Origin of the sequence: Microbacterium lacus (genome assembly GCF_044794305.1) — a bacterium.
Lineage (GTDB): Bacteria > Actinomycetota > Actinomycetes > Actinomycetales > Microbacteriaceae > Microbacterium > Microbacterium lacus_B.
On sequence record NZ_CP084996.1, the window covers coordinates 1,923,592 to 1,946,209 of the forward strand.

Annotated in this window: 20 protein-coding genes; 4 read left to right on the plus strand and 16 right to left on the minus strand. The window is 66.4% G+C overall.

The window, feature by feature from the left end:
- Positions 1-7 precede the first annotated feature (7 nt).
- A complete protein-coding gene (locus LG299_RS09200; protein WP_404429450.1) occupies positions 8-1,387 on the minus strand; it encodes a M24 family metallopeptidase in 1,380 nt (459 codons plus the stop codon).
- Positions 1,388-1,534: 147 nt separating this feature from the next.
- On the opposite strand from LG299_RS09200, the gene LG299_RS09205 reads away from it, so the two are divergent.
- Positions 1,535-2,212, plus strand: coding sequence for a helix-turn-helix domain-containing protein (locus tag LG299_RS09205; protein WP_404429452.1), 678 nt, complete (start codon positions 1,535-1,537; stop codon positions 2,210-2,212).
- A 32-nt stretch (positions 2,213-2,244) separates the two neighbouring features.
- On the opposite strand, the gene LG299_RS09210 is transcribed toward LG299_RS09205, so the two are convergent.
- The 8 genes from LG299_RS09210 to LG299_RS09245 form a co-directional block, all read right to left on the minus strand.
- On the minus strand, positions 2,245-3,687 hold the full coding sequence (locus LG299_RS09210; RefSeq protein WP_404429454.1) for an amidohydrolase family protein: 1,443 nt from the start codon (positions 3,685-3,687) through the stop codon (positions 2,245-2,247).
- A 101-nt stretch (positions 3,688-3,788) separates the two neighbouring features.
- Positions 3,789-4,493 (minus strand): SDR family NAD(P)-dependent oxidoreductase, encoded by a 705-nt coding sequence (locus LG299_RS09215; RefSeq protein WP_404429456.1) that lies wholly within the window; start codon positions 4,491-4,493, stop codon positions 3,789-3,791.
- Positions 4,490-5,398: a cupin domain-containing protein gene (locus tag LG299_RS09220; RefSeq protein WP_404429458.1), complete on the minus strand. Its 909-nt coding sequence runs from the start codon at positions 5,396-5,398 to the stop codon at positions 4,490-4,492. The genes LG299_RS09215 and LG299_RS09220 overlap by 4 nt, the downstream gene beginning before the upstream one ends.
- A 127-nt stretch (positions 5,399-5,525) precedes the next feature.
- A complete protein-coding gene (locus LG299_RS09225) occupies positions 5,526-8,213 on the minus strand; it encodes a family 78 glycoside hydrolase catalytic domain (RefSeq protein ID WP_404429460.1) in 2,688 nt (895 codons plus the stop codon).
- A 33-nt stretch (positions 8,214-8,246) separates the two neighbouring features.
- Positions 8,247-9,092 carry a fumarylacetoacetate hydrolase family protein gene (locus LG299_RS09230; protein WP_404429462.1) on the minus strand — a complete coding sequence of 282 codons (846 nt, stop codon included), beginning with the start codon at positions 9,090-9,092 and terminating at the stop codon, positions 8,247-8,249.
- Between the two features lie 9 nt (positions 9,093-9,101).
- Complete coding sequence (locus tag LG299_RS09235; RefSeq protein ID WP_404429464.1) at positions 9,102-9,977, minus strand: fumarylacetoacetate hydrolase family protein; 876 nt, start codon at positions 9,975-9,977, stop codon at positions 9,102-9,104.
- 43 nt (positions 9,978-10,020) lie between these two features.
- Complete coding sequence (locus tag LG299_RS09240; protein WP_404429466.1) at positions 10,021-10,812, minus strand: SDR family NAD(P)-dependent oxidoreductase; 792 nt, start codon at positions 10,810-10,812, stop codon at positions 10,021-10,023.
- A 28-nt stretch (positions 10,813-10,840) separates the two neighbouring features.
- Positions 10,841-11,620: an SDR family NAD(P)-dependent oxidoreductase gene (locus LG299_RS09245; protein WP_404429468.1), complete on the minus strand. Its 780-nt coding sequence runs from the start codon at positions 11,618-11,620 to the stop codon at positions 10,841-10,843.
- A 112-nt stretch (positions 11,621-11,732) separates the two neighbouring features.
- On the opposite strand from LG299_RS09245, the gene LG299_RS09250 reads away from it, so the two are divergent.
- Positions 11,733-12,287 (plus strand): carboxymuconolactone decarboxylase family protein, encoded by a 555-nt coding sequence (locus LG299_RS09250; RefSeq protein ID WP_404429470.1) that lies wholly within the window; start codon positions 11,733-11,735, stop codon positions 12,285-12,287.
- 17 nt (positions 12,288-12,304) lie between these two features.
- Positions 12,305-13,132 carry an IclR family transcriptional regulator gene (locus tag LG299_RS09255; protein WP_404429472.1) on the plus strand — a complete coding sequence of 276 codons (828 nt, stop codon included), beginning with the start codon at positions 12,305-12,307 and terminating at the stop codon, positions 13,130-13,132.
- A gap of 80 nt (positions 13,133-13,212) precedes the next feature.
- Here the strand turns inward: LG299_RS09255 and LG299_RS09260 are convergent, their stop codons facing one another.
- From LG299_RS09260 to LG299_RS09275, 4 genes are read right to left on the minus strand one after another with little or no spacing between them, the layout of a single operon-like run.
- Entirely contained in the window at positions 13,213-14,100 is an 888-nt protein-coding gene (locus LG299_RS09260) for an alpha/beta hydrolase (protein WP_404429474.1), read from the minus strand.
- A complete protein-coding gene (locus LG299_RS09265; protein ID WP_404429476.1) occupies positions 14,093-16,363 on the minus strand; it encodes a family 78 glycoside hydrolase catalytic domain in 2,271 nt (756 codons plus the stop codon). Before LG299_RS09265 ends, LG299_RS09260 begins: the two co-directional genes overlap by 8 nt.
- Positions 16,360-17,151: an alpha/beta hydrolase fold domain-containing protein gene (locus LG299_RS09270; protein ID WP_404429478.1), complete on the minus strand. Its 792-nt coding sequence runs from the start codon at positions 17,149-17,151 to the stop codon at positions 16,360-16,362. The genes LG299_RS09265 and LG299_RS09270 overlap by 4 nt, the downstream gene beginning before the upstream one ends.
- A gap of 1 nt (position 17,152) precedes the next feature.
- On the minus strand, positions 17,153-17,698 hold the full coding sequence (locus LG299_RS09275) for a quercetin 2,3-dioxygenase (RefSeq protein WP_404429480.1): 546 nt from the start codon (positions 17,696-17,698) through the stop codon (positions 17,153-17,155).
- A 154-nt stretch (positions 17,699-17,852) separates the two neighbouring features.
- On the opposite strand from LG299_RS09275, the gene LG299_RS09280 reads away from it, so the two are divergent.
- Positions 17,853-18,764, plus strand: a complete 912-nt coding sequence (locus tag LG299_RS09280) for a LysR family transcriptional regulator (protein ID WP_404429482.1) — start codon at positions 17,853-17,855, stop codon at positions 18,762-18,764.
- 12 nt (positions 18,765-18,776) lie between these two features.
- On the opposite strand, the gene LG299_RS09285 is transcribed toward LG299_RS09280, so the two are convergent.
- Genes LG299_RS09285 through LG299_RS09295 form a run of 3 tightly spaced genes read right to left on the minus strand, consistent with a single transcriptional unit; the run spans position 18,777 to position 22,599 of the window.
- Positions 18,777-19,643, minus strand: coding sequence for an ATP-binding cassette domain-containing protein (locus LG299_RS09285; protein WP_404429484.1), 867 nt, complete (start codon positions 19,641-19,643; stop codon positions 18,777-18,779).
- Positions 19,640-21,661 (minus strand): dipeptide/oligopeptide/nickel ABC transporter permease/ATP-binding protein, encoded by a 2,022-nt coding sequence (locus tag LG299_RS09290; protein ID WP_404429486.1) that lies wholly within the window; start codon positions 21,659-21,661, stop codon positions 19,640-19,642. The genes LG299_RS09285 and LG299_RS09290 overlap by 4 nt, the downstream gene beginning before the upstream one ends.
- Positions 21,658-22,599, minus strand: coding sequence for an ABC transporter permease (locus LG299_RS09295; protein WP_404429488.1), 942 nt, complete (start codon positions 22,597-22,599; stop codon positions 21,658-21,660). Before LG299_RS09295 ends, LG299_RS09290 begins: the two co-directional genes overlap by 4 nt.
- Positions 22,600-22,618: the final 19 nt, after the last annotated feature.

Consider the following 22,618-nt stretch of genomic DNA (forward strand, 5'->3'; position numbering starts at 1 on the left):
ACCGCGGCTACTCCCCGCGCCCCCACGTGGTGTTGAGGTGCGACTGCGAGTCGCGCTGGTTGTTGAGCGGTCCGCCGACCGCGATGTAGCGCGGCCCTGCGATGAGCAGTTCTTCCGCCGGGAACTTCGTGATGACCTCGCACCCCGTCGCGGTCACGACGACCTCTTCTTCGATGCGGGCCGCGCCCCACCCGTCGGCTGAAGGCCAGTAGGTCTCGAGAGCGAATACCATTCCCTCTTCCAGGGGCTCGGGGTGATCGAAAGAGGTCAGGCGCGAGAAGATCGGCTTCTCCCAGATCGAGAGCCCGACACCGTGCCCGTATTGCAGCGCGAACGCAGCTTCTTCATCGGGGAATCCGAACTCATTGGCTGCCGGCCACACCGCACAGATGTCGGCGGTGGTCGCCCCTGGGCGCACGAGCGCGATCGCGCGGTCCATGTACTCCCGCGCCCGCGTGTACGCGTCGCGTTGGGCTGATGACGCGGAGCCCACCGCGAACGTGCGGTAGTAGCACGTGCGGTAGCCGTTGAACGAATGCAGGATGTCGAAGAACGCCGGGTCGCCCGGGCGGATCAACCGGTCGCTGAAGACGTGTGGATGCGGCGAGCACCTCTCGCCCGAAATCGCATTGACGCCCTCTACATACTCCGAGCCCAGGTCGTACAGAGTCTTGGCGACCAGCCCCACCGCTTCGTTCTCGCGCACTCCCGGCCGCAGGAACCGGTACAGCTCTTCGTACGCAGCATCCACCATCGACGCCGCCTGAGTGAGCAACCGGATCTCATCGTGCGTCTTGATGCGGCGCGCCTCCATGAAGACCTGCTGTCCGTCGACGACGCGAATGCCCTCGTTCTGCAGGGCGAAGAGGATCGGCAGCTCGATGACGTCAACACCGAGCGGCTCATCGGCGACACCGAACTTCTCGAGTTCGCGCTTGATCTTGCGCGCGACCTCTTCGGCGATGCCCGCACCCGGAGGAAACGCACCGCGGAGCGTCGAGATGCCCGCCCGGGCTCCCGATTCGAGACGCGGCCGCTTCGCGCCCTCGTGCGCGGCGTGCGGGTCGGCGTCCATCTCGGATGTCGTGACATCCAGCCACGGGTTGTACAGCGCGTGGTGTTTCGCCGCCGAGCCGAAGTCCCACGAGATCGGGTCGGTGTTGCGGGTGAGCAGGCTGAAGCGAATGAGCTTGTCGATCGCCCACGTGCCGATATGGGTCGAAGTCATAAAGCGAATGTTCGCGAAGTCGAACGCGAGGATTGCGCCCATTTCGGATGCTTCGAGCTTCGCTTTCAGCTTCGCGAGGCGATCATCACGCAGACGGTCGAAGTCGACCCGCGCCTCCCAATCGACCGCGTTCGTCCCCGTGGTACCGGTGCTCTTCATCGGAAACCTCCGATCCGCGCCGCCCCGTCGCGACGCCCTCGTGTTCACAAGCTGTGGTGTTCAGTGTAGCTATACATAAACGCGGAATGCGAGGGTCAGACTGAACAATCGCCGGTGTCGCCGACAGCCACGTAGTACAGTTCAGCGATGACCGCGAACGTCGAGATCGGGCAGAGGTTGCGCGATGCGCGCACCCGCCAGGGGATCAGCCTGCGCGCGATCGCCCAAGCGGTCGGGGTGTCGCCGAGCCTGATCTCGCAGGTCGAGACCGGAAAGACGCAGCCGTCCGTCTCGACGCTGTACGCGCTCGTGAACCAGCTCGGAATCTCGCTCGACGAACTTATGGGGCACGAACCGTGGACTTCTCCGCCGACGAAGGACGCACCCGGGCCGATGCTCCCCTATCCGCCATCCGTACAGCGCGCGGGCAAAGGCCCCACGCTCGAGATGGAGAACGGCGTGCGCTGGGAGCGGCTCGCTATCGGCGCGGATGGCATGGCCGACGCGTTCTTGGCAACCTACGAGCCATCGGCCTCGAGTTCGGTCGAGGGTAAGCTCATGCGCCACGCCGGGATCGAGTACGGCTACATCATCGAGGGCGAGCTCACACTGCAGCTCGAGTTCGACACCCAGGTGCTGGGGCCGGGCGATTCGTTGCACTTCGACTCGGCTCGCCCGCACCTCTACGTCAACAACGGCACCGTTCCCGCGCGCGGGGTGTGGTTCGTGGTCGGCCGCCGGCAGGCTGGTTCTTCGACTGACGATGCGAGCACGGGCGCGATGAACAGTGCGGTCGACGTGCTGCGCGCAATGGATCAGATCTAGCGCGCAGCACGCCGGCTGCCCGAGTCGGGCGCTCAGTCCTCGTCTTGGTAGGTGTACGGGTTCGGAATCTCTTCATCGAGCGGAATCTGCGGGTGCATCCACTCCTCCCACGCCGCCTCACCGAGTTCGCTGCGCACGTATTCGACGGATGCCGCGACCTTGTCACGCACGGGGGCCAGAGGCATCCCGATGCGCTTTCCGTCGTACTTGACGACCTTCCCGTTGACGACGACCGTGTGCACATCGGCCGTGCCGACCTGGTAGACGACGTGCGCGTACGGGTTGAGGATCGGCGTCATCGCGGGTGACTCGTCGTTCTTCAGCAACACGACGTCGGCCTTCTTGCCGGGAGTCAGCGAACCCAGCCTGTCGGCCATTCCGAGTGTGTGCGCTCCGCCCATCGTCGCCTGGTACACCACGTCTTCGGCGCGAAGGCGGTTGACGTTGACCGCTTCGCCGAGCGCCTGAGATTCCAGGTGATCGCGCGAACGGAAAGCACTCAACGTCGAGCGCATGGCCGAGAAGAAGTCGGCGCTCCACCACACACTGGTGTCCATGGAGAGTGACGTCGGGATGCCGAACTTTCGCACCCGCCACGTGGACGGATACCCCTGACCGGCGCTCTGCTCGCTCTCGGTCGAGACCGACACCGTCCCGCCTGTCGCAGCGATCTTCTGGTAGCTGTCGTCGCTGAGCGAGGCGGCGTGCACGTAGGTGAGCTTGTCGGTCATCCATCCGCCGTCGTACATCTGCCCGATGGCCATATCGGTCGTCACCCCGAAGACACCGGCGTGGGTGGTGACCCGCAAGTCGAGGTCGCGCGCGGCCTGGAATGCGCCGGCCGCCTGGAACTCGGGGTCATCGGGCACGTCGAAGGCCAGCTGGAGGCCCATCATGTCGTCGGGGGCGTTGAAGTTGCGGACGACGAAGTCGCGGAACTCGGGGGTGTTCGACCACTCCCACGGCGCGCCGAGGTAGTTGCCGTACGCCAGGACGAAACGACCGGGGATCTCGCGCATCGCCTGAAGCGCCGCTTCGCCGTATTCGGGAGTGCGGAGCGCATGCGACCAGTCGAGCGTCGTCGTGATGCCCTGATCGACCGACTCCAGAGCGCTGAGCAGGTTGCCGGCGTAGATGTCTTCGGGGCGGAAGACATGGCCCCACGTCAGGTAGTAGAAGACGAAGTACTGGCTCAGTGCCCAGTCGCCGCCGTAGCCGCGGAGAGCGGTCTGCCACATGTGCCGGTGGGTGTCGATCATGCCGGGCATCACGATTCCGCCAGTGGCATCGATCTCGAGGGTGCCCTCGGGAACCTCGAGGGAATGGCCGACCGCGCGGATCGTGTCGCCGATGATCAGCACATCGGCACCCTCGAGCACTCCGGGGGTGTCGACGGTGATCACCGTGCCGTTTCGAAAGACGACCGGTCGGTCGCCGTCGAAGTCCTCCGCACGCGGTGAGTCGGGGGTGGTCATGAGGTCCTCCTCGTTGAGTGTCTCGTCCGGATCAGCGGGATGCGTGATCCGCCTGCGATGTTCGGTTGTGCGTTGTCGTACTCGGGGGTACCCGTCAGGGCTTATGTGAGTCGCCAGCCGCGATCGACGTCGAGGCTCGTGCCCGAGACGCCGCGGTTGTCGAGCAGGAAGGTCGTCGCGTCGACGATGTCGCGCATCGTCGCCAACTCACCACCCGGGGTGCGTGAGCTGTAGGCACTCAGCGCGGCATCTTTCTCGGCCCAGAACGGGCTGTCGCCGATGATTCCGGGGTGGATCGCGTTCACGCGCATGGGCGCGAGCTCGAGCGCCAGCGTGCGGGTGAGTCCGTCTACGCCGGCGTTGATCGTCGACACCGTCGTAGAACCCGGATAAGGAGCATCCTTCGCTCGTCCGCCAAACAGGACGATTCCGGTGTCGCGCGTCTCGACCAACCGGCCGACCAGCGCGTGCACGGTCTCGGTGTAGCCGATGAGCTTGAGAGTCACCAGGCGTCGTGCCCGGGCGATGTCGTAGTTTCGCGCGGTGTTCGCGTCGCGCTCGACGGCGGCGAGGACGAGGCCGTGCACGTCGCCGACCTCGGCGAGCTGGCCTGCGATCCCCTCGGGCTCAGAGATGTCGAGCGCGATCCCGGTGGCGCGATCGCCGATCTCGGCGGCCACGGCGGCGGCCCGGCCTGCATCGCGGCCCGAAAGGATGACGCGGTCGCCGCGCGCCACGAGCGAGACGGCCAGTTTGCGCCCGATGCCGGAGGTTCCGCCGACGACGACGACGGTGCGGTCAGTCATGGATTTCCTCCGGCGGCGTTGTCGGTCAGGGCTGTCTGCAGGTACTCCCAATCGCGGGCGAAGCGGTACGCGTGCCGAGGTGGCATCTGCGGTGACTGCGTCTCGACCCAGCGCACCGGGGCGCCGGTCGCGCGGAACGAGTGCACGCAGCCGACGCCCGCCCACGCGATATCGCCGGGCTGGAGGCGGTACTGTTCGCCGTCGAACGTGGCATCCACTTCGCCGTCGGTGATGAGGTATGCCTCTTCGAGCGGGTGATCGTGCGGTCCGGCCACGCCATCGGGCTCGTACTGCACCATGAACATCGTGTGCAGGACCGCGCCAAGGTCGGAGTCGACCATCATCTTCAGCGTGATCCCGCTGTAGACCAGCAGCGCGGTGCGCATGCTCGCCGAGACGGCGAGAAGCTCCTGCGATTGGCGGCCGGGGTTCATGTGGTCGGCGGTGATGTTGCCGAACGACCGCGTGCGCGGGTCGCGGGGGTCAACCGTCGTCGGGGTTCCCGGCGCGATGTCGGGCACGCGGTACGTGTCAGAACCGTGGGCAGGCCGCGGCGGTGGGGAGAGGACGTCCGCCCAGACAGCGGGCTCGTCGCCCGCGTGCCACGAGTGCGGCGTGCCGATCGGGATGACGCCGTAGTCGCCGGCGACGAGGCGCACCGTGGCCTCGGGGGTGACGAGCACGACCTCGCCCTCGGTGATGTGGAAAGACTCCTCGAACGAATGGACATGGGTTGGCACCAGTCCGTGCGGCTCGAGGCGCGAGATGCCGAAGTCGGTGTGCGAGGCTCCGTCCTCGTAGCCGACCGCACGCCAGCGGCTCAGGCCCACGGCATCCGGAGCCAAATCGCCAGGCGGAAGAAACTGCGCGGCAGAAGCTCTGCGTACGACATGGCGGGCAGACACCGATGGCCTCCAGGAGCGCGTTACTGAACAACCGTGTTCAGTAGAACTTAACGCCCAGTAAAACCCCGAGGGCCGATCCTGTCAAGACTTCGGCTCGGTTGCTCACGCGAACGCGGTACTTCCCTGCTCACACAGCCAGCGTGTGGGTGCTCACTCCGGGATCGAGAGCGACCTCGTGCGCCCCGGCGCGAAGAGTCGCGGTCACACCGAAGGGCACCGTAACCGTGACGGATGCTGCATCCACCGTCTTCTCCCACTCCACGGCCAACCGGCCATGCGGAGTGCCCACATGCGCACTCACCCGGTCTACGCCGATGTCGAAGTCGGGCTCGATCACCGCAGTGCGATACCCGGCCGAGGTGGAGCGGATGCCCGCGACGCGGCGATACAGCCAGTCATCGACACTGCCCGGCGCGTAGTGGTTGAGTGACATCGGGCGGATGGTGCCGTCCGGCGCGATGGAGTCCCAGGCCTCCCACATCGTCGTCGCACCGTGATCGACTTCGTACAGCCAGGACGGCATCTCGGACTGCCAAAGCAACCCGCGCGCGACCTCGGGGTAACCGTTGTCGCAGAGAACATCAAGCAGGTACGGCGTCGAGAGAAACCCCGTGTCGAGGCGGTCACCGCGCTTCTGGACGAGGTCGACGAGCCGCGCCGCGGTCGTCGGTCGCAGATCGACAGGCACCATGTCGAACGCGAGCGCGAGTACGTAGACACCCTGGAGGCGCACCGGCAGATCGCCGTCCGCACCGACATACTCCGAGGTGAATGCTTCGCGCACCTGGGCGGCGCGAGCGGCGAGGGCCGCAGCATCCGCTTCTCTTTTCAGAGCCGTAGCGATGCGCGCGGCGATCGTCAGTGTTTGGGCCTGGAACATCGGCGCAATGAGCTCGCCCGTAAGGGCCGGCGCGATCATGATCGCCTCGTGCAGGGGTCCCTGCTCCATCGTGCTCGGGGTCAACCAATCGCCGAAGTGGAGACCTGAGTTGTAGAGCAGCGCCTGCGCGGCTTTTCGCTCATCCGACAGCTCGACGTCGACGAGCGACGACGGCAATTCGGCGGCCGCCGTCGCTTGGTACTCGATCCAGCGGATCATCGCTTCGTAGTTGTCCTCCAGCACGCGGCGATCGCCGGAGCGCTCGTAGAGCACCCACGGCACCGTCGCGATCGCGTCGCTCCACCCCGCAGCGGCGACGATCGATCCGATGCCGTGCGCGTTCGCGGCGGCCGCAGCATCGAAGGGCGAGCGCGGCGAGAAGATCGGAATGCGCCCGTCGGGCAGCTGATCGGCGCGGAGGTTCTCGAGCCAGCGCGAAAGGAACGGCACGACCTGGGCGTTGTTCGCGGCGGCTCCGACGAACGCCTGGATGTCGCCGGTCCAGCCCACCTTTTCGCGCTGCGGGCAGTCGGTCGGCACCGAGAGGAAGTTGCCGCGCTGGCTCCAGACCACGTTCTGATGCAGGCGGTCAAGGCGGGGGTCGGATGCTTCGAACCCCCCGGTCTGCTCGAGATCGCTCGCGATCACCACGGCGACGATGTCGTCGGCCGTCAGCGACCGCGAGAGCCCGGCGACTCGTGCGTAGCGGAAGCCGTGAAACGTGAACTCGGGCTCCCACTCGGAGTCTTGCCCAGCGCTCACGAACACGTCGGTCTGCTCCTTGTTGATGCCGACGATGTTGTCGAACCACGTGCCGTCCGCGGCGAGCGTCTCGGTGTGCTCGATCACCACGCGCTGACCGGGAACCGTGTCGCGCAGGCGCAGACGCACGCGACCCGCGATCACCTGGCCGAAGTCGACGATCACGCCGTTGCCTGTCTCGGTCACCGAGAGCGCAGGCAGTTCCCGCACGCGCCGAATCGGCTCACCCGCGAAGGGCCGGAGCACGCTGTGGTCATAGCTGACTTCGGCGACCGCCATCCAATCGCCGTCGTCGAAACCGGGCCTGTCCCACCCGCTCTGCACCGTGCGCGCGTCGTAGTTCTCGCCGACGAAGAGGTCAGCGTAGACCCAGGGGCCGACTGTGCTGCGGACGTCGGCGCCTGAGGCGACCACCTCGGTCGACCCGTCGGCGTAGTCGAGGTGTAGCTGCCAGATCGCGGAGGTCCGCGTGCCGAACTGGGCACTCGAGCCGGTGAGCCCGAGGCGTCCTGCCCACCACCCATCGGCGAGTGCGATGCCCAGCACGTTCTCGCCTTCGGCGAGCGCAGCGGTCAGATCGTAGGACTGCACCGAGATGCGGTGCTCGTAGGAGTCAGATCCGGGCGCGAGCACCTGGTCGTCCGCACGCTCGCCGTTCACGAACGCGGAGTACACCCCTCGGGCAGTCGCGTACAGGCGGGCTCGCGTCAGTCCGCCACGCACCTCGAAGGACTGTCGCAGGAGCTGCGGTGGCCGCAGTCGATCTTCGGGAGGGGTGTCGGGGCCGAGACCGCGGATCCAATCGAGCATGCTCCACCGCTCGATCACGGCGTCCTGCTGAGACGGCTCGACCCACGCGGCGACCCAGTCGGAAGCATCCATCAGCGCCGTCTCGAACGTCGACTCAGCCCAGGCCGTCCACCCGTCGCCAGAGCGACTGCGCGCCCGCCAGGAGTACGCCGTGTTCGAGGTGAGCGCCTCGCCCGCGTACTCGATCAGCGATGTTTCGGCGCTCTCGACGACTCCGGTGTCCCAGCCTGGGACACCGGCACTCTTCACTTCGAGCTGGTGCGCATCCTGCGCGTGATCGACGATCCACGAGAATCGCGGATGCCGCGTCCCGATCCCGATCGGGGCTTCCAGGTACTCAACGCGCAGGTCGCGGGGCGTCATGTCGATCTCTCGGATCTTTCACGGCGCATCGGTCTAGCGGAACCGGGTCGTGAGCACGCCGATGCCCTCGATCTCGCTGACCAGCACATCGTCGGGACCGATGAACCGCTGGGGGGTACGGCGGTTGCCGATGCCCGACGGAGTGCCTGAGAAGACGATGTCGCCCGGCAGAAGCGGGCAAACAGCTGAGAGTCGCATGAGCAGTTCCGGCACGTCGTACAGCATCATCGACGTGCGGGAAGACTGCATACTCTCGTCCGAGAGCGAACACGCGATCGCGAGGTCGTCCTTGTCGCCAAATTCATCGGGCGTGACGAGCCACGGACCGGTCGGACCGAAACCCGGAAACGACTTGCCGAGGCTGAACTGTGGGGCAGACCCCTGCATCTGCGTGATGCGCTCCGACAGGTCCTGCCCGATCGTGAGGCCTGCGACATAGTCCCAGGCATCCCCTCGGTCGACCTGAAAAGCTTCGCGCCCGATGACGACGACGAGCTCGACCTCCCAGTCGACATTGCCCTCGGGCAGTTTGACGACGACATCGGGGCCGACGATCGACGACGGAAACTTCGTGAACGTCACAGGCATCGAATCCGGCGGGTAGCCGGCCTCGGCCGCGTGCTCGGCATAATTCAGGCCGATCGCGAACACCTGACGCGGGCGCGGGACGGGTGCGCGGAGCGCAGAAGCTTCGAAGCCGACGGATGCTTCAGCCGCAGCATCCGCCCCCTCACTCGATGCCCACTGCGCGAACGCAGCCCAGTCTTCGAACAACGCCTGCGGGTCAAACCCGAACCGGCCACCCGACGCCTCGGCCACATCGAGCGCACCGGCCTCGGTCACCAGCACCGCACGCCCCGCAAGGTTCGCGATCTTCACAGGTCAGGCCTACCAGTCCACGCGCTGCGGAGCGGGCTCGCCGTAGCGCTCTTCCCAGCTGATGACCTTGTTGCGAAGGACTCCGAGGCCTTGGATCTCTGCCTCGACGACGTCGCCCGGCTTGAGGTAGAAGTCGAACGGGTTCGGCTGGATCGCCGCGACTCCGCGAATCGTGCCGGTGCTGATCAGGTCACCCGCGCTGAAGATCTGCGGCGAGTGGTACGAGATGAGGTGGGGCAGCGTGACGATCATCTCGTTCGTGTTGCCCTTCTGACGAACATCCCCGTTGACGCGCAGCTCCATCGCGAGGTTCTGGTAGTCGGGCACTTCGTCGATCGTCACGATGTAGGGGCCGATCGGGCAGAACGTGTCGATCGCCTTCGAGAACGAGAACACCCCGGATTCCATCTCCTTGCGCTGGATGTCGCGTGCCGAGATGTCGTTGAAGATGGTGAAGCCGGCGATGTGCTCGACCGCATCCTCGGGGCTGAAGAACTTGCCGGGCTTGCCGATGACGGCGAGCATCTCGAGTTCGTAGTCCATCTCTCGGGTGAGCTGGTCGGGGTAGACGATCTCGTCGTCCGGGCCGATGATCGCGTCGATGTTCTGGAAGAACACGATGCCCTTGTGCACCGGGTGCGACCAGTCGACGGCTTCGAGCTCTTCGTGGTGAGCCGCGAAGTTTCCGGCGGTGTGGAAGAACTTCTTGGGCACGATGGGGGCGCGCAGACGAACGTCGCTGTACGCGAGGCGCTCGCCCGTCTCGGCGACCTTGCCCTCGAGTTCGAAGTATTCGCGGGTCGAGGGCACGTCGAGTTCGATGACGAGGTTCTCCTCGAGTTCGAGGCGACCGACGCGAGCGTCGTCGAAAGTGATGAGCTTCATTGTTCTTCTCTCCTGGTGTGTGTCGTTATGAGGGGCCGGGCGCTTACGCGCCGACCATGTTGAATCCGCCATCGGCGAGCATGTACCCACCCGTGAGGTGTGCTGCTTCATCGGTCGCGAGCCATAGGCAGGCTCCGGCGACGAACTCGGGCGGCGGGATGACGCCCATCGGCGTCTGCGAGATGAGCATTTCGCGGCGCCCACCCTTCCAGTCCTCACGGTTCAGCAGACGCTCGGTTTCCATGAAGCCCGGTGCGAAGGTGTTGACGCGCACCGACGGCGCGAACGCCTTGGCGTAGGACTTCGTGATGCCGAGGATCGCGTACTTCGCCGCGGCGTACTGGGGCGCGCGGGCCGAGCCGCGAACGATCACGGTCGATCCGACCTGGACGATATTGCCATGGCCCTGCTGCAGCATGCGCTCGCCGAATTCGTGGGTCATGAGCAGCGTGCCCTTGACGTCGATGTCGATGACCGCGTCGAGGGCCTCCTGGGTCAGTTCGTCCCAGTTCATCTGCTCGCTCGAGACATCGCCGACGTTGTTGACGAGCACGTCGAGCGTGCCGAGCGCGGCCCACACCTCGTCGGCCATGTTCTTGATCTGATCCCACGAGCCGATGTCGGCCTGCACGAGGATGCCGTCGCTGCCGGCCTCGCGGATGCGCTCGAGGGTTGCCTCCGCACCCGCCTTCGACGACCGGTAGTGGACGGCGACCTTGGCGCCTTCCTGCGCGGCACGGACGGCGATCTCGGCACCGAAGCCGGTGCCGGCACCGGTGACGAGCACGGTCTTGCCGGCGAACCGGGGGAAGATCTGGGGGTTGTTGTCGCTCATGCGGGCGTCTCCTTCGTCAGTTCAGTCTTTAGACCAGCGTGCGTCCGCCGTCGATGTACATCACGTGGCCGGTGATGAAGCCGGCGTGGCGTGATGACAGAAACAGCGCGGGTCCGGTCAGCTCGTCGGGGGTACCGAGTCGCCCGGCCGGAACCAGGCTCTCGAGGTCGGCTCGTTTGCCGGGCTTGGCGAGTTCGCCCGCCGTGAGCGGGGTCTCGATGTAACCGGGAGCAAGAGCGTTCACCGTCACACCCGACGACGCCCACTCGCGCGCCATCACGCGAAGCAGCTGGTTGATGCCGCCCTTCGATGCCGCGTACGGCCCGTGCGAGTGATGAGCGAGCAGGCCCGAGACGCTCGAGAGCGCGAGTACCCGACCGTGGCCCTGGGCGACCATGTGGCGGCCCGCGGCCTGCGCGAGCCCGAAGACCGACGACAGGTTGACCTGCAGGATGTGGTCCCACTCGTCTTCGGTGAACTCGAGGATCGGACGACGGTCGTTGATGCCGACCGCGTGAAGCAGCACTTCGAGTCCGCCGAGCTTCTCGATCGCCTCAGTAACCACGCGTGCGCCCTCGCCGTGCACCGTGAGGTCAGCCTGGATCAGCTCGTAGCGAGCGCCGATCGCGTCGAACTCTGCGGCGATCGCGTCGAGGGCGCTCTGATCGCGGTCGACGACGGTGACGGATGCTCCGGCCCGGGCATATGCGAGGGCACAGGCACCCCCGATTCCGCCAGCTCCGGCGATGAGGACGCGAGCGCCATCGAGGCCCAGCCAGTCGGCGGTGGTGCGAGGGGTGTCTGCCATGACACTTCTTCCGAATCTGTTCATTGAATGAAAGCGTGTTTCGTCTATTGAATGTATGCTGAATCCAACCAAACGTCAAATGCCCGTCGCAGATTCACCGGAAAGAACCCTCATGAGCGATCGACTGCGTCCGTTCCCGCCGGACGAACTCACGGGCGTGAAGCGCGAGCTTTATGACGCGATTGCGGGTGGACGGCGCGCGCAAGGCCCGCAACACTTTGCGCTCACTCGCGCTGACGGCTCCTTGCGTGGGCCATTCAATGCCTTCCTGCTCGCCCCCGAACTGGGCGGAGTGCTCCAGAGTGTCGGCTCCGCGATCAGGTACAGCGGAGCGTTGAGCGATCGTGCGCGCGAGATCGCGATCCTGCTCGTCTCCGCGCACTGGGACAGCGCGTTCGAGCGGGAAGCGCACGAAGCAGTGGGGGCCGCGGCTGGGCTCACCGAGAGCGAACTCGCAACGCTCCGGGGCGGCGACTCGTCCGCTTTCGATGGCGACGAGGCGGTGGTCGCCGCGGTAACGATCCAATTGCTGAACGGCGATCTGGACGATGCGGTGTGGGCGGAGGCATCCGTCGCCCTCGGCACCGAGGTGATCTTCGAACTGACCACCCTCGTCGGATACTACGCGACGCTCGCCCTGCAGCTGCGTGTGTTCCGCGTGGAGTGAGTGGTAGGTTTCACACGATGAAAGCCGATACCACTGCCGACGGTGAGGACCAGACCGATGCCGCCGTGCCCAAGACGGGGAGCCGCTACCGCATCGAGGCCCTCGCGAAGGGGCTCGACGTCCTGCGGCTCTTCGACGAGTCGACGACCTCACTGAAGCTTCGCGAGATCTGCGATCGCACCGGCATCCCGATGCCGACGGCCTTTCGCGTCGTGGCTACCCTCGAAGAGGGCGGGTATCTCGAACGACTTCCGGACGGAAGCATCCGCCCCGGCGTCTCGGTGCTGCTGCTCGGGTCTGCCGCGCTCCGTGGTTCGAGCATCGTGCAGCTGAGCGAACAGCCGCTGCGACACCTTGCCGAAGAGTCGGGCGAGACGGTCAACCTCGGCGTGCTCGTGGGCGACCAAGTGCTCTACCTCGCGCGGCTGCGCAACTCCGACCTCGTGACCGCGAACATCCAGGTCGGCTCGACGCTGCCCGCCGCCTATACGTCTATGGGCAAGTTGCTGCTCGCGTACCTCAGCGACTCGGAGCTGGCGACGGCGCTCTCGAACCATGACTTCGGGGCGGATGCCGGACCCAACGCCGCCTCTTCGCTCGACGAGCTGCGCGAACGCCTTGCGGTGATTCGCGAGCAGGGGTACTCGCTGCAGGATCAAGAGGTCGCCGCCGGCCTGAGGTCGGTCTCTGTGCCGGTGTTCGGACGTGATGCGCGTAAACCCGCGGCCGCGATCAACATCGCCGTCGCGTCGTCCCGCCATGATGTCGAAGCCCTGCGTGGGCCGCTGCTCACGCGCCTGCGCGCGACCGCCGACGACATCTCGCGGTTGCTGCGCTCGACCTGACGCGCTTTTCCGCCGGGTCGCAGCCTCCGGAATTCGCAGATCTGCACGAACCTGCGGACTTCGTGAACGGATGCTGCCGCTCAACGTCCCGCAACCGCGTTGCCGATGAGCGTCAGTGTGCGCTCCGAGGCCGGATGCCCGATCTCGTTGAGGTAGCCGTGCATCGCTCCGCGCTGGCGAACGACGTGTACGTCGACACTGGCCAGGGCCATTTCCGAAGCGAAGGCCTCGCCCGAGGCTCGCAGGCTGTCGAGCTCGGCGTTGACCATGAGCACGGGCGGGAATCCCGCCACGTCATGACCGCCGGGGAACGCATAGCCGTGAGGGTCGTCGCCGTCGGGCAGGTAGTTGCGGTTGATCCCGTCGCGAGAGTCGGGAGTGAAGATCCGCAAGGCGGGAACACCCTTGAGCAGCTCGGTCAGCTCGGCGTTGGCCGGAACGATTCCATCGTGGAGCGACGGGTACACCAGCGCGAGCACGCTCGGCATGGACGTACCGCGATCGCGCAGCCGCATGGTCGCCCCGGTCGAGAGATTGCCTCCGGCACTGGCGCCACCGAGCGCGATGCGGGTCGGGAGAGCGCCAAGCTGCGCGGCGTTTTCGACGGCCCAGTCGAACGCGGCGACCGTCTGCAGCGAGGCGACGGGAAAGCGCGAGCGCGGACCGGCCGCCTCGATCTCGGCGCGCATCTGCTCGGGCGAGGGCGCGTCGGCGCCCTCCGGAGGCGGCCCGAGCGCGGACAGCCCGTCCAACGGCGCGAGCGTGTAGTCGACCGAGATCACGGTGGTGCCCAGCGCGCTGAGTCGGCGTCCGACCTGATCGGCCTCGGGCATGTCGAGGGTCCCGAACATGAACGCACCGCCGTGCAGCCAGACGAGAGCGGAGCCGTTCGGAGTGTCGGCGGGGTACACCCGCACGCGGAAGTCGAAGCCGCCCGCTTCAAGCGTGACGTCATAGGTGTCAGACAAGGGATTCTCCATCGGGGTTGATCGCGAGGGTGCGTACATGGATGCCGGGCGCCACGGTCTCGTCGTCGCGGCCGGGCAGCCGCAGCACCGCCTCAGAGCCCTCGGGCACGGTGACCTCGACGCGCAGTTCCGCACCCTCGATGTCCCAGCGCACGGCAGCAAGACCGTGCGGAGTGTCGAGGTTCGCCTGCGCCCAGGTCAGGCCTCCGCCCGGCTGCGGCGCCACCAGGATGCGGCGGTAACCAGCCTCGAGTGGAGCGATACCCGCGACGGAGCGATGCATCCAGTCGGCCACAGCGCCGAAGGCGTAGTGGTTGAACGAGGTCATCTCGCCGGGGTTGATCGAGCCGTCGGGAAGCATCGAGTCCCACCGCTCCCAGATCGTCGTGGCGCCCATGGTCACCGCGTACAACCACGACGGGGCGTCGCGCTGGAGGAGCAGCGCGTAGGCATCGTCGAGGTGGCCGGTGGTGGCGAGCGCATCGTTCACGAAGGGTGTCCCGGCGAAGCCTGTGCTGATGCGGTGGCCCGCGGCGCGGACGAGCTCGGCGAGCCGGTCACCGGCCTTCTGGCGATCGGCGTCGTCAAGCAACCCGAAGACGATTGCGAGCGCGTAGGCGGTGGCGCTGTCGCTCTCGACAAGGCCGTCATGCACATAGTGCTCACGGAACGCCCCGCCCACCCGGTCACGGAGCACGGCAAACTCCGTCGCATCCGCCTGCTCGCCGAGAAGCTCTGCGGTCTGCACCATGAGCGATGCGGTGCGGAAGGCGCACGCTGTTGCGACAACGCCGGACGGCGCCTTGGATTTGCCGGGGTCATCGGCCGGAGCATCCGGGTCGAGCCAGTCGCCGAACTGGAAGCCGGTGTCCCAGAGGCCACTCGGTGAGAGCGCACCGGCGACCGAGCGGGTGTGCGCGGACATGAGCGGGTACGCGTCGCGGAGAGTCTGCTCGTTGCCGTACGCGGTCCACAGCGCCCAGGGCACCCACACCGCGGCATCGCCCCAGACGGCCGTCGCCCCCGGTGTGGGGAAGCCGGTGTCGAGGTACTTCAGTGCGTCCGGGACGACAACCGAGACCGCGCCGGTAGGAGAGGCCCGTCGTTCGAGCTCGACATCGACGAGCCAGTCGGCGAGGAACGACTCGACATCGCCGAGGAAAGCCGCCGTCGGCGCAAAGACCGCCAGATCACCCGTCCAGCCAAGGCGCTCGTCGCGCTGCGGGCAGTCCGTCGGCACGCTCAGAAAGTTGCCGCGCATGCCCCAGAGAACGTTGCTGTGCAGCTGATTGAGCTCGGGGTTCGAACACTCGAACGACCCGATCGTACGAATCTCGGAACCCACGACGACCGCGGCCAATGCGGACGGGTCGAACTCACCCGGCCAGCCGGTGACCTCCGCGTAGCGGAAGCCGTGGAACGTCAGAGTCGGCTCGAAGACGTCATCCCCTCCACTGAGGATGAGACGGTCGGTGGCCTCTGCCCGGCGCAGCGGCCGCGTACCGAGCTCATCATGCTCGAGCACTTCGGCGTGACGGAGCACGACCTCGGTGCCGGCGGGACCCGCGACGTGCACACGGACGAACCCCACGAGATTCTGCCCGAAGTCGACAAGGGTCTTGCCCGAGGGAGAGGTCCAGTGCTTCTGCACGGCGAACTCGCCGAGGCGACGCACCGGTGGAGCGACATTGGGAGCCAGGCGCCCGGCGTCGAGTTCGACGGCGCGCACGGCATCCCATGTCGAGTCGTCGAAGTCAGGATGCTGCCACCCGGTGCCGCGCAGGCGCGCGTCGATCGTCTGCCCGTTGTAGAGATCGTCGGCCAGCACCTCACCTGTGCTCGCCCGCCAGCTATCGTCCGTGACGACGATCTGGACATGGCCGTCGGCGAAGGTGATCTCGAGCTCGGCGTAGCCCGCGCGTTCGTCACCGTAGACCGCACGCTCACCGGTGAACCCGAGCCAGCCGCGGTACCACCCATTGCCGAGACGCAGCGCGATCACGGTGCGTTCGGCGACAGCATCCGTCACATCATGCTCGACGAGGCGCACGCGCCATTCGTAGCTCGTCCAGCCCGGTGCGAGCAGCTCGTCAGACGACGGGATGCCGTTCACCCACGCCTCGACCAGGCCCAGCGCACTGGTGCGCAAGGTGGCGCGTTCGACGAAGCCGTGTCCGGCGTCGAGGGCGAACTCGCGCCGCAGGAGCGGTGCCGATTCGGTCGGATGCTGCGGGGCGATCATTCTTGCGTCGATGATGGTCATCCAATCAGGTGTGCGGGTTCGCGGGTCACGCGCGAGACGAAGTCAATCGCGCGGTCAAAGACCGGGTCGGTGTTCTCCAGGCCTTGCCAGAAGTGTTTGCCACCCTCGACGGGGTGGAGCTCGACGTCGACTCCGGCTGCGCTCAACGCAGCGGCGAGCGCCTCGCTCTGGGCGAACGGCACATGCTCGTCGGCGGTGCCGTGCGAGATGTGGAACGGCGGCGCTCCGGAGTGGACCTGAAGTGCGGGCGAAGCCAGACGCGCGGCACCCTGCAGGTCTGCCGCAGGGGCGCCCAGCCAACGGGCCTCCCGTGTATCTGCGGGGACCTCCCCCATGTTGTGCTCAGCCATGGTGAACAGGTCGGCCGGACCGAACCAATCGACGACACCGCGCACATCCGTGCGGCGAAGGCCGGTCAATGCAGCGAGGGTCGCACCCGCGGAAACACCCCAGAGCACGAGGCGTGAAGCATCCACCCCATGCTCACCGCCGTGCCGCTGCAGCCAGTCGATCGCGGCATCCACGTCGTCCAGCTGCGCCGGAAAGTGCGCTTCACCACTCAGTCGGTACTCGCACGAGGCGACCGCGAACCCCGCGGCCACGATGCGGTCGAACGACTGCTCGTCGCTGATGCCGGGGGTGAACACCTTGCGGCTTCCGCGCAGCCACCCCCCGCCGTGGAGGAACACGACGAGGGGTGCACCCGCAGCTTCGGGCGTACGCAGATCGAGTGAGAGCGGCCGGAATCCGGCCGGCTGGACGACATCGATCTCGAGGAGCGAGGGCACCTCAGTCGCGGAACTGGAACTCGGGCATGAACTGCGTCCAGTACTTCTCACCCGCGGCGCGCATCGTCGGGTAGTCGGGAACGTAGACGCCCTGCGGTGAGGTCATGTCGGTCTGCTGACCCATCGCGTGGAAGAACCGCTCGAAACCTGCCGTGCCCACGCCGAACACCTTCGTCGTGTTGTGGATCTGGAACGCGTGCACGATGTTGGCCGGGATGAACGCGAAGTCGCCCGTGGTCAACGTGGACTTGGTGTGGTAGTCAGCCTCGTCATCCATCCAGATGCTGATCTCACCGTCGACGACGTAAAAGATCTCATGCGTCTTGAAGTGCTTGTGCGCCGGGATGCGGTCACCCTTAGGGCCGACCATCGTGAACGCACCGTACTGGTCGTCGGTCTCGTCAGCCGACAACAGGATCGAGAACAGCTGGTCGAAGACGAGGGACTTCTCGCCCTCACCGTTAGCGAGCAGGAACGGCTTGGGAGCGGCGGGAAGGATGCCGGCGAACGGAACCTTGTCGGGGTCAGAAGCGGGAAAAGTAGTCATGCTTACCTCCTTGTAAGTGTGCGGGTGCCGTGAGGCACGAGGAGTGTCGGGTCATTCCGGGTTTCACTCCTGATGTGTCAAGTCTGTGCGCGCCGGGCGGGCTAAACCAGTTCGAGCTACCTACCCGGCGTTAGCCTCAAGCTAAGATTCGGGCATGGATGTTCCTATCCACGTGATCCGGTATTTCTGCGTGCTCGCCGAAGAGCTGCACTTCGGTCGCGCCGCCGAACGGCTCTCGATCACGCCTCCGTCGCTGAGCCAGCAGATCAGCCGGCTCGAGCAGCAGCTCGATGTGAAGCTCTTCGACCGAAGCCCGCGCAAGGTTGAGCTCACTGCGTACGGGCGTGACCTGTTGCCCTTCGCCCGCCGCGTGCAGGACGACCATGATCAGCTGTTGAGTTGGGGCAGATCGATCCGCCGTGAGCGCGACGCACCGATGCTGCGAGTGGGGGTCGTCGCGGCCGGGGCCGGAAGCCTGACGACTGCTGCCATCGCCGCCACTATGCAGGCGATCCCCCAGGCACGCATTGAGATGCGCCGGCTCGGCTTCTTCGACGTCGCCGACGAGCTCGAGGCCGGGCGAGTCGACGTGGTCTTCGCGCCGTGGCCGATGCAACTGCCCCCGCGCGTGCGCGCTGAACCGCTCTGGCGTGAGCCGCGCGTGCTGGTGGTGCGCGCAGACCACCCGCTCGCGACACGTGACGAGATCTCGATCCTCGAGACGGCCGAGCAGATGTTCGTGTCGGTGGCGAACGGCCCCGTCGAGGTCGTGAATTGGTGGATCGTCGACCCTCGTCCCGACGGCTCACGACCCAAACGCGGACCGACCGCCGACTCCGTAGAGGGCCTGCTCGAGTTGGTCGCTGCAGGGGCTGGAGTTAACATTGCGGGCCAGTCGGCGAGCCAGCACTACCGTCGCGACGAGCTCGCCTACGTCCCGATCACCGACATCGAACCAGCCACGATCGTGCTGTGCAGCCTCAGTGACTCACAGAATCCGATGGTCACGCGATTCCGCGAGACGGCGCAGAACCTGTCGCCGCTCGTGAACGCGACTTTCCACTGAGCCGCGCGGAGTTCACGCTGCGGGGGCTTGAGCCTTCGCCTCGGCACGCAGTGCCTTCCAAATGTCGCGGCGTCGAGCCTGCTCATCGGGGTCGGGCACCGGGGACGCCGCCATGAGCACCCGCGTGTACTGATGCTGGGGGTTGTTCATGACCTCGGTCGTGAGCCCCTGCTCCATGATGCGACCCCGATTGAGGACGATCACGCGCTGGGCGAGGAACTCCACGACCGCCATGTCGTGCGCAATGAAAAGGTAGCCGAGGTCTCTCCCCGCCCGCAGGTCGGCGAGCAGGTTGAGCACCTGCGCCTGGGTTGAGAGGTCAAGGGCGCTGACCGCTTCGTCACAGACCACCAGCCGCGGATCGGTCACGAGCGCACGTGCAATCGCGATGCGCTGACGCTGACCGCCCGAGAACTGACGCGGATACCGCTCCCCCGAGTTCGACGGAAGACCCACGGCCTGAAGCACCTTCGTCGCGCGGCGATCGCGCTCGGCCTTCGACACCCCCGCGACCCGGAGCGGCTCGGTGAGGGCGTCAGCGATCGGCCTCCGCGGGTTCAGCGACGAGAACGGGTCTTGGAACACGGCCCTCAGATCGCCCTGAAGCCCCCGACGTTCTTTCGCGCCAGCGCGCGTGATGTCGCGACCCTCGAACAGGATCTGCCCGCTCGTCACGGGCTGCAAGCCCAGGATCGCACGGCCGATGGTGGTCTTGCCTGAACCTGACTCGCCGACCAGACCCATCGTTTCGCCGCGCGAGATGGTGAATGACACGTCGTCGACGGCCGGAGCGCCTGCCTTGGCGAACCGAACGACGAGGTTGCGGACCTCGAGCAGTGGAGTCGCCTCCGTTGTCGCGGATGCCGATGTCTCGGTCATCGTTCCTCCCCCAGCGTGGTCACGGGCAGACGCCATTCGTCTTGACGCCCCTGTACCTCGTCACGTCGAACACAGCGAACACCGCCATCGCCGGCTATACGGGGCATGAGCGGCACTTCACCCAGGCATTCGTCGCGCGCGAACCGGCAGCGGTCTGCGAAGCGGCATCCGCTCGTCATTGAACCCGGGAGCGGAACCTGACCGGGGATCGATGCGAGCCGGGTCGTGCCCTCGAAGTCGAGGATCGCGTGCGGGTCAGCCGCGAGCAGCGCCATCGTGTACGGGTGCTCGGGTCGGACAAGGACATCGCGCACCGACCCGGTCTCGACGATCTGGCCGGCGTACATCACCGACACCTCATCGCAGAGATCGGCCACAACGCCGAGGTCGTGAGTGACGAGGATGATCGACATTCCCCGGTCGGCGATGAGCCCGCGAAGCAGCCCGAGAATCTCGGCCTGCACCGTGACATCCAGCGCCGTCGTGGGCTCGTCGGCGATCAGCAGCTTCGGGGTACCTGCGAGCGCGAGAGCGATCGCGACGCGCTGTGCCATTCCGCCCGAGATCTGGTGCGGGTAGCTCTTCAGCACACGCGGTACGTCGATGATGCCCACGTCGGTGAGAAGCTCTCCCGCGATGCGCTTCGCCTCGGATCCGCGCACACCGCGCAACCTCTTCACCGCGGCAGCGAGCTGCCAGCTGATCGTGAACATCGGGTCGAGGGCGCGCGTGGGCTCTTGCGAGATGTAGGCGATCTCGTGGCCGCGGACCTTCGCGAGCGTCTTCTCGTCGGCTCGGGCGAGGTCGACACCGCCCCAGCTGATGACTCCGGAGCGGACCGAGAGTCCCGGTGAGAGCAGGCCGAGGAGGGAGTAGGAGGTGACGCTCTTGCCACAGCCGGACTCACCGACCAGGCCCATCACGGTGCCCGGACGCACGCGCATCGACACGCCGGTCACGAGGGCCGGTCCGTCATCGACGCCGATCACGAGATCCCGGATGACCAACTCGCCGGGCGCCGTCAGTGCGGCATCAGAGGCAGGGGCATCAGAAGCGAGGGCAACGGATGCTGCCGCCGCGCCCGTCGAAACATTCGAGGCCGCCGGGACCTCGGCATCCGTCGGCTTCTTCTTGCGGCGGATCGACACGAGCGGTGGGGGCATGGCCGTTCCGCCGGCGAGGACGTCCGCCAGTGAGTTGGCCGCGATGATCGTCAGCGCCAGCACCGCACCGGTCGGGATCATCAGCCACGGCTGCTGGAAGATGAAGCTCGACGCGGTCTGGATCATGCCACCCCACGTCGGCTCGGGCGGCTGTGCACCGAGGCCGATGAAGGCAAGGCCGGCCTGCAACCCGATCGCCGCGCCGAACAGCAGCACGAACTGCACGATGACGGTTGTGGACATGTTCGGCAAAACGTGACGGATGCTGGCCACCATCGGGCGGACACCGTCGACGGCCGCCGCCTCGACGTAGAGCTGCTTGTGGAGAGACTTGGCCTGACCGAAGAAGACCTTGTACATCGCGCCGAAGACGAGAACACCGAACGCGGCCATCACGAGTGGCATGTTGGTTCCCACGGCCGCGATGAACGCCAGGATGATGACGGTTCCGGGGAGCGACAGCACGATCTCGCTTATGCGGTTGACGACGGTCTCGGCACGCTCGCGCCGTGCGGCCCAGAGGGTGATGGGCACCGTGATCAGGATCGCCACGATCGGGGTGATCAGCGCGATGAGCAGGGTCGGTGCGGCCGCGGTGATGATGCGCGAGAGCATGTCTCGGCCGAGTTCGTCGGTGCCGAGAATGTGGGCCGCGGATGGGCCTTGCAACACTGCCGAGAGGTCTTGCTCAAGCGGGCCGTAGCGCAGCCAGAGCGGTCCCGTGAGCGAAGCGATGACCAGTCCCACCAGCCACACGAGCGCGATGATCGCGGTGGGTGAGCGGAAGACGCGGCCGCGGATGCGCCGTGGGGGACGAGATCGCTGCTGAAGGATAGAGGTGGTCGAGACGGTCATGACGCACGCAGTTTCGGGTCGAGGGTGCGGGTGAGGAACTCCAGCGCCAGATTCACGAGGACGACGACGAACGTCGCCACGAGGACGAGGGCCTGCACGAACGGCAGATCGGCCGATCCGGTAGCCACCTGCATTGCCTGGCCGATCCCGGGAAGCGCGAAGAGCACCTCGATGATGACCGAGCCGCCGAACAGGATGATGAACTGAATCGCGACGCTCGCGAGGATCGGCAGGCTGGCTCCGCGCAACGCGTGAACGTAGATGATGCGCTGCGTCGGAGTTCCGACGGCGCGCAACGTGCGCATGTGCTCTTGAGTGAGGGTCTCTGCCATCGATGCTCTCGTTTGCCGGGCGATACCGGCCATCGACGTCAGCGCGATGGTGATGACCGGCAGAACCAGCGACCGCGCCCACGCCTCGGGATTCACGTCGAAGGGAACGAAGCCGGTCGCGGGGAGTAGCCGCAGCTGGACCGCGAAGACATAGACGAGCAGCACGCCCACCCAGAAGGCGGGCAGCGAAAGAAGGATGCCGGAGAGCACCGTGATGAAGCGGTCAACCGCGCCGCCGCGGACAGCGGCGGTGACGCCCATGACGATGCCGAGGATTGCACTGAGCAAGGTTCCGAAGACGGCGAGTGCCGCCGTCACCGGAAGGCGCTTGGAGATGTCGTCGGCGATGTCGCGGCCGTCGATCAGGGAGACGCCCAGGTTGCCCTGCAGAACCTGAGCGACCCAGTTGCCGTACTGGATGACCCAGGGGTCGAACCAGCCCACGCTCACGTTGTACTCGTAGATCTGCTCGGGTGTACCGGCTTGGCCAAGTGCGACACCACCGGGCGTGGAGCCTGACAAGTGGACGAGAACGAACGCAAGAAAGGTGGCGACGAACAAGGTGAGGATCGCGAACGCGACCCTCTTCACGATGAAGGTGAGCATCATTACTCCCGGTGTCCCG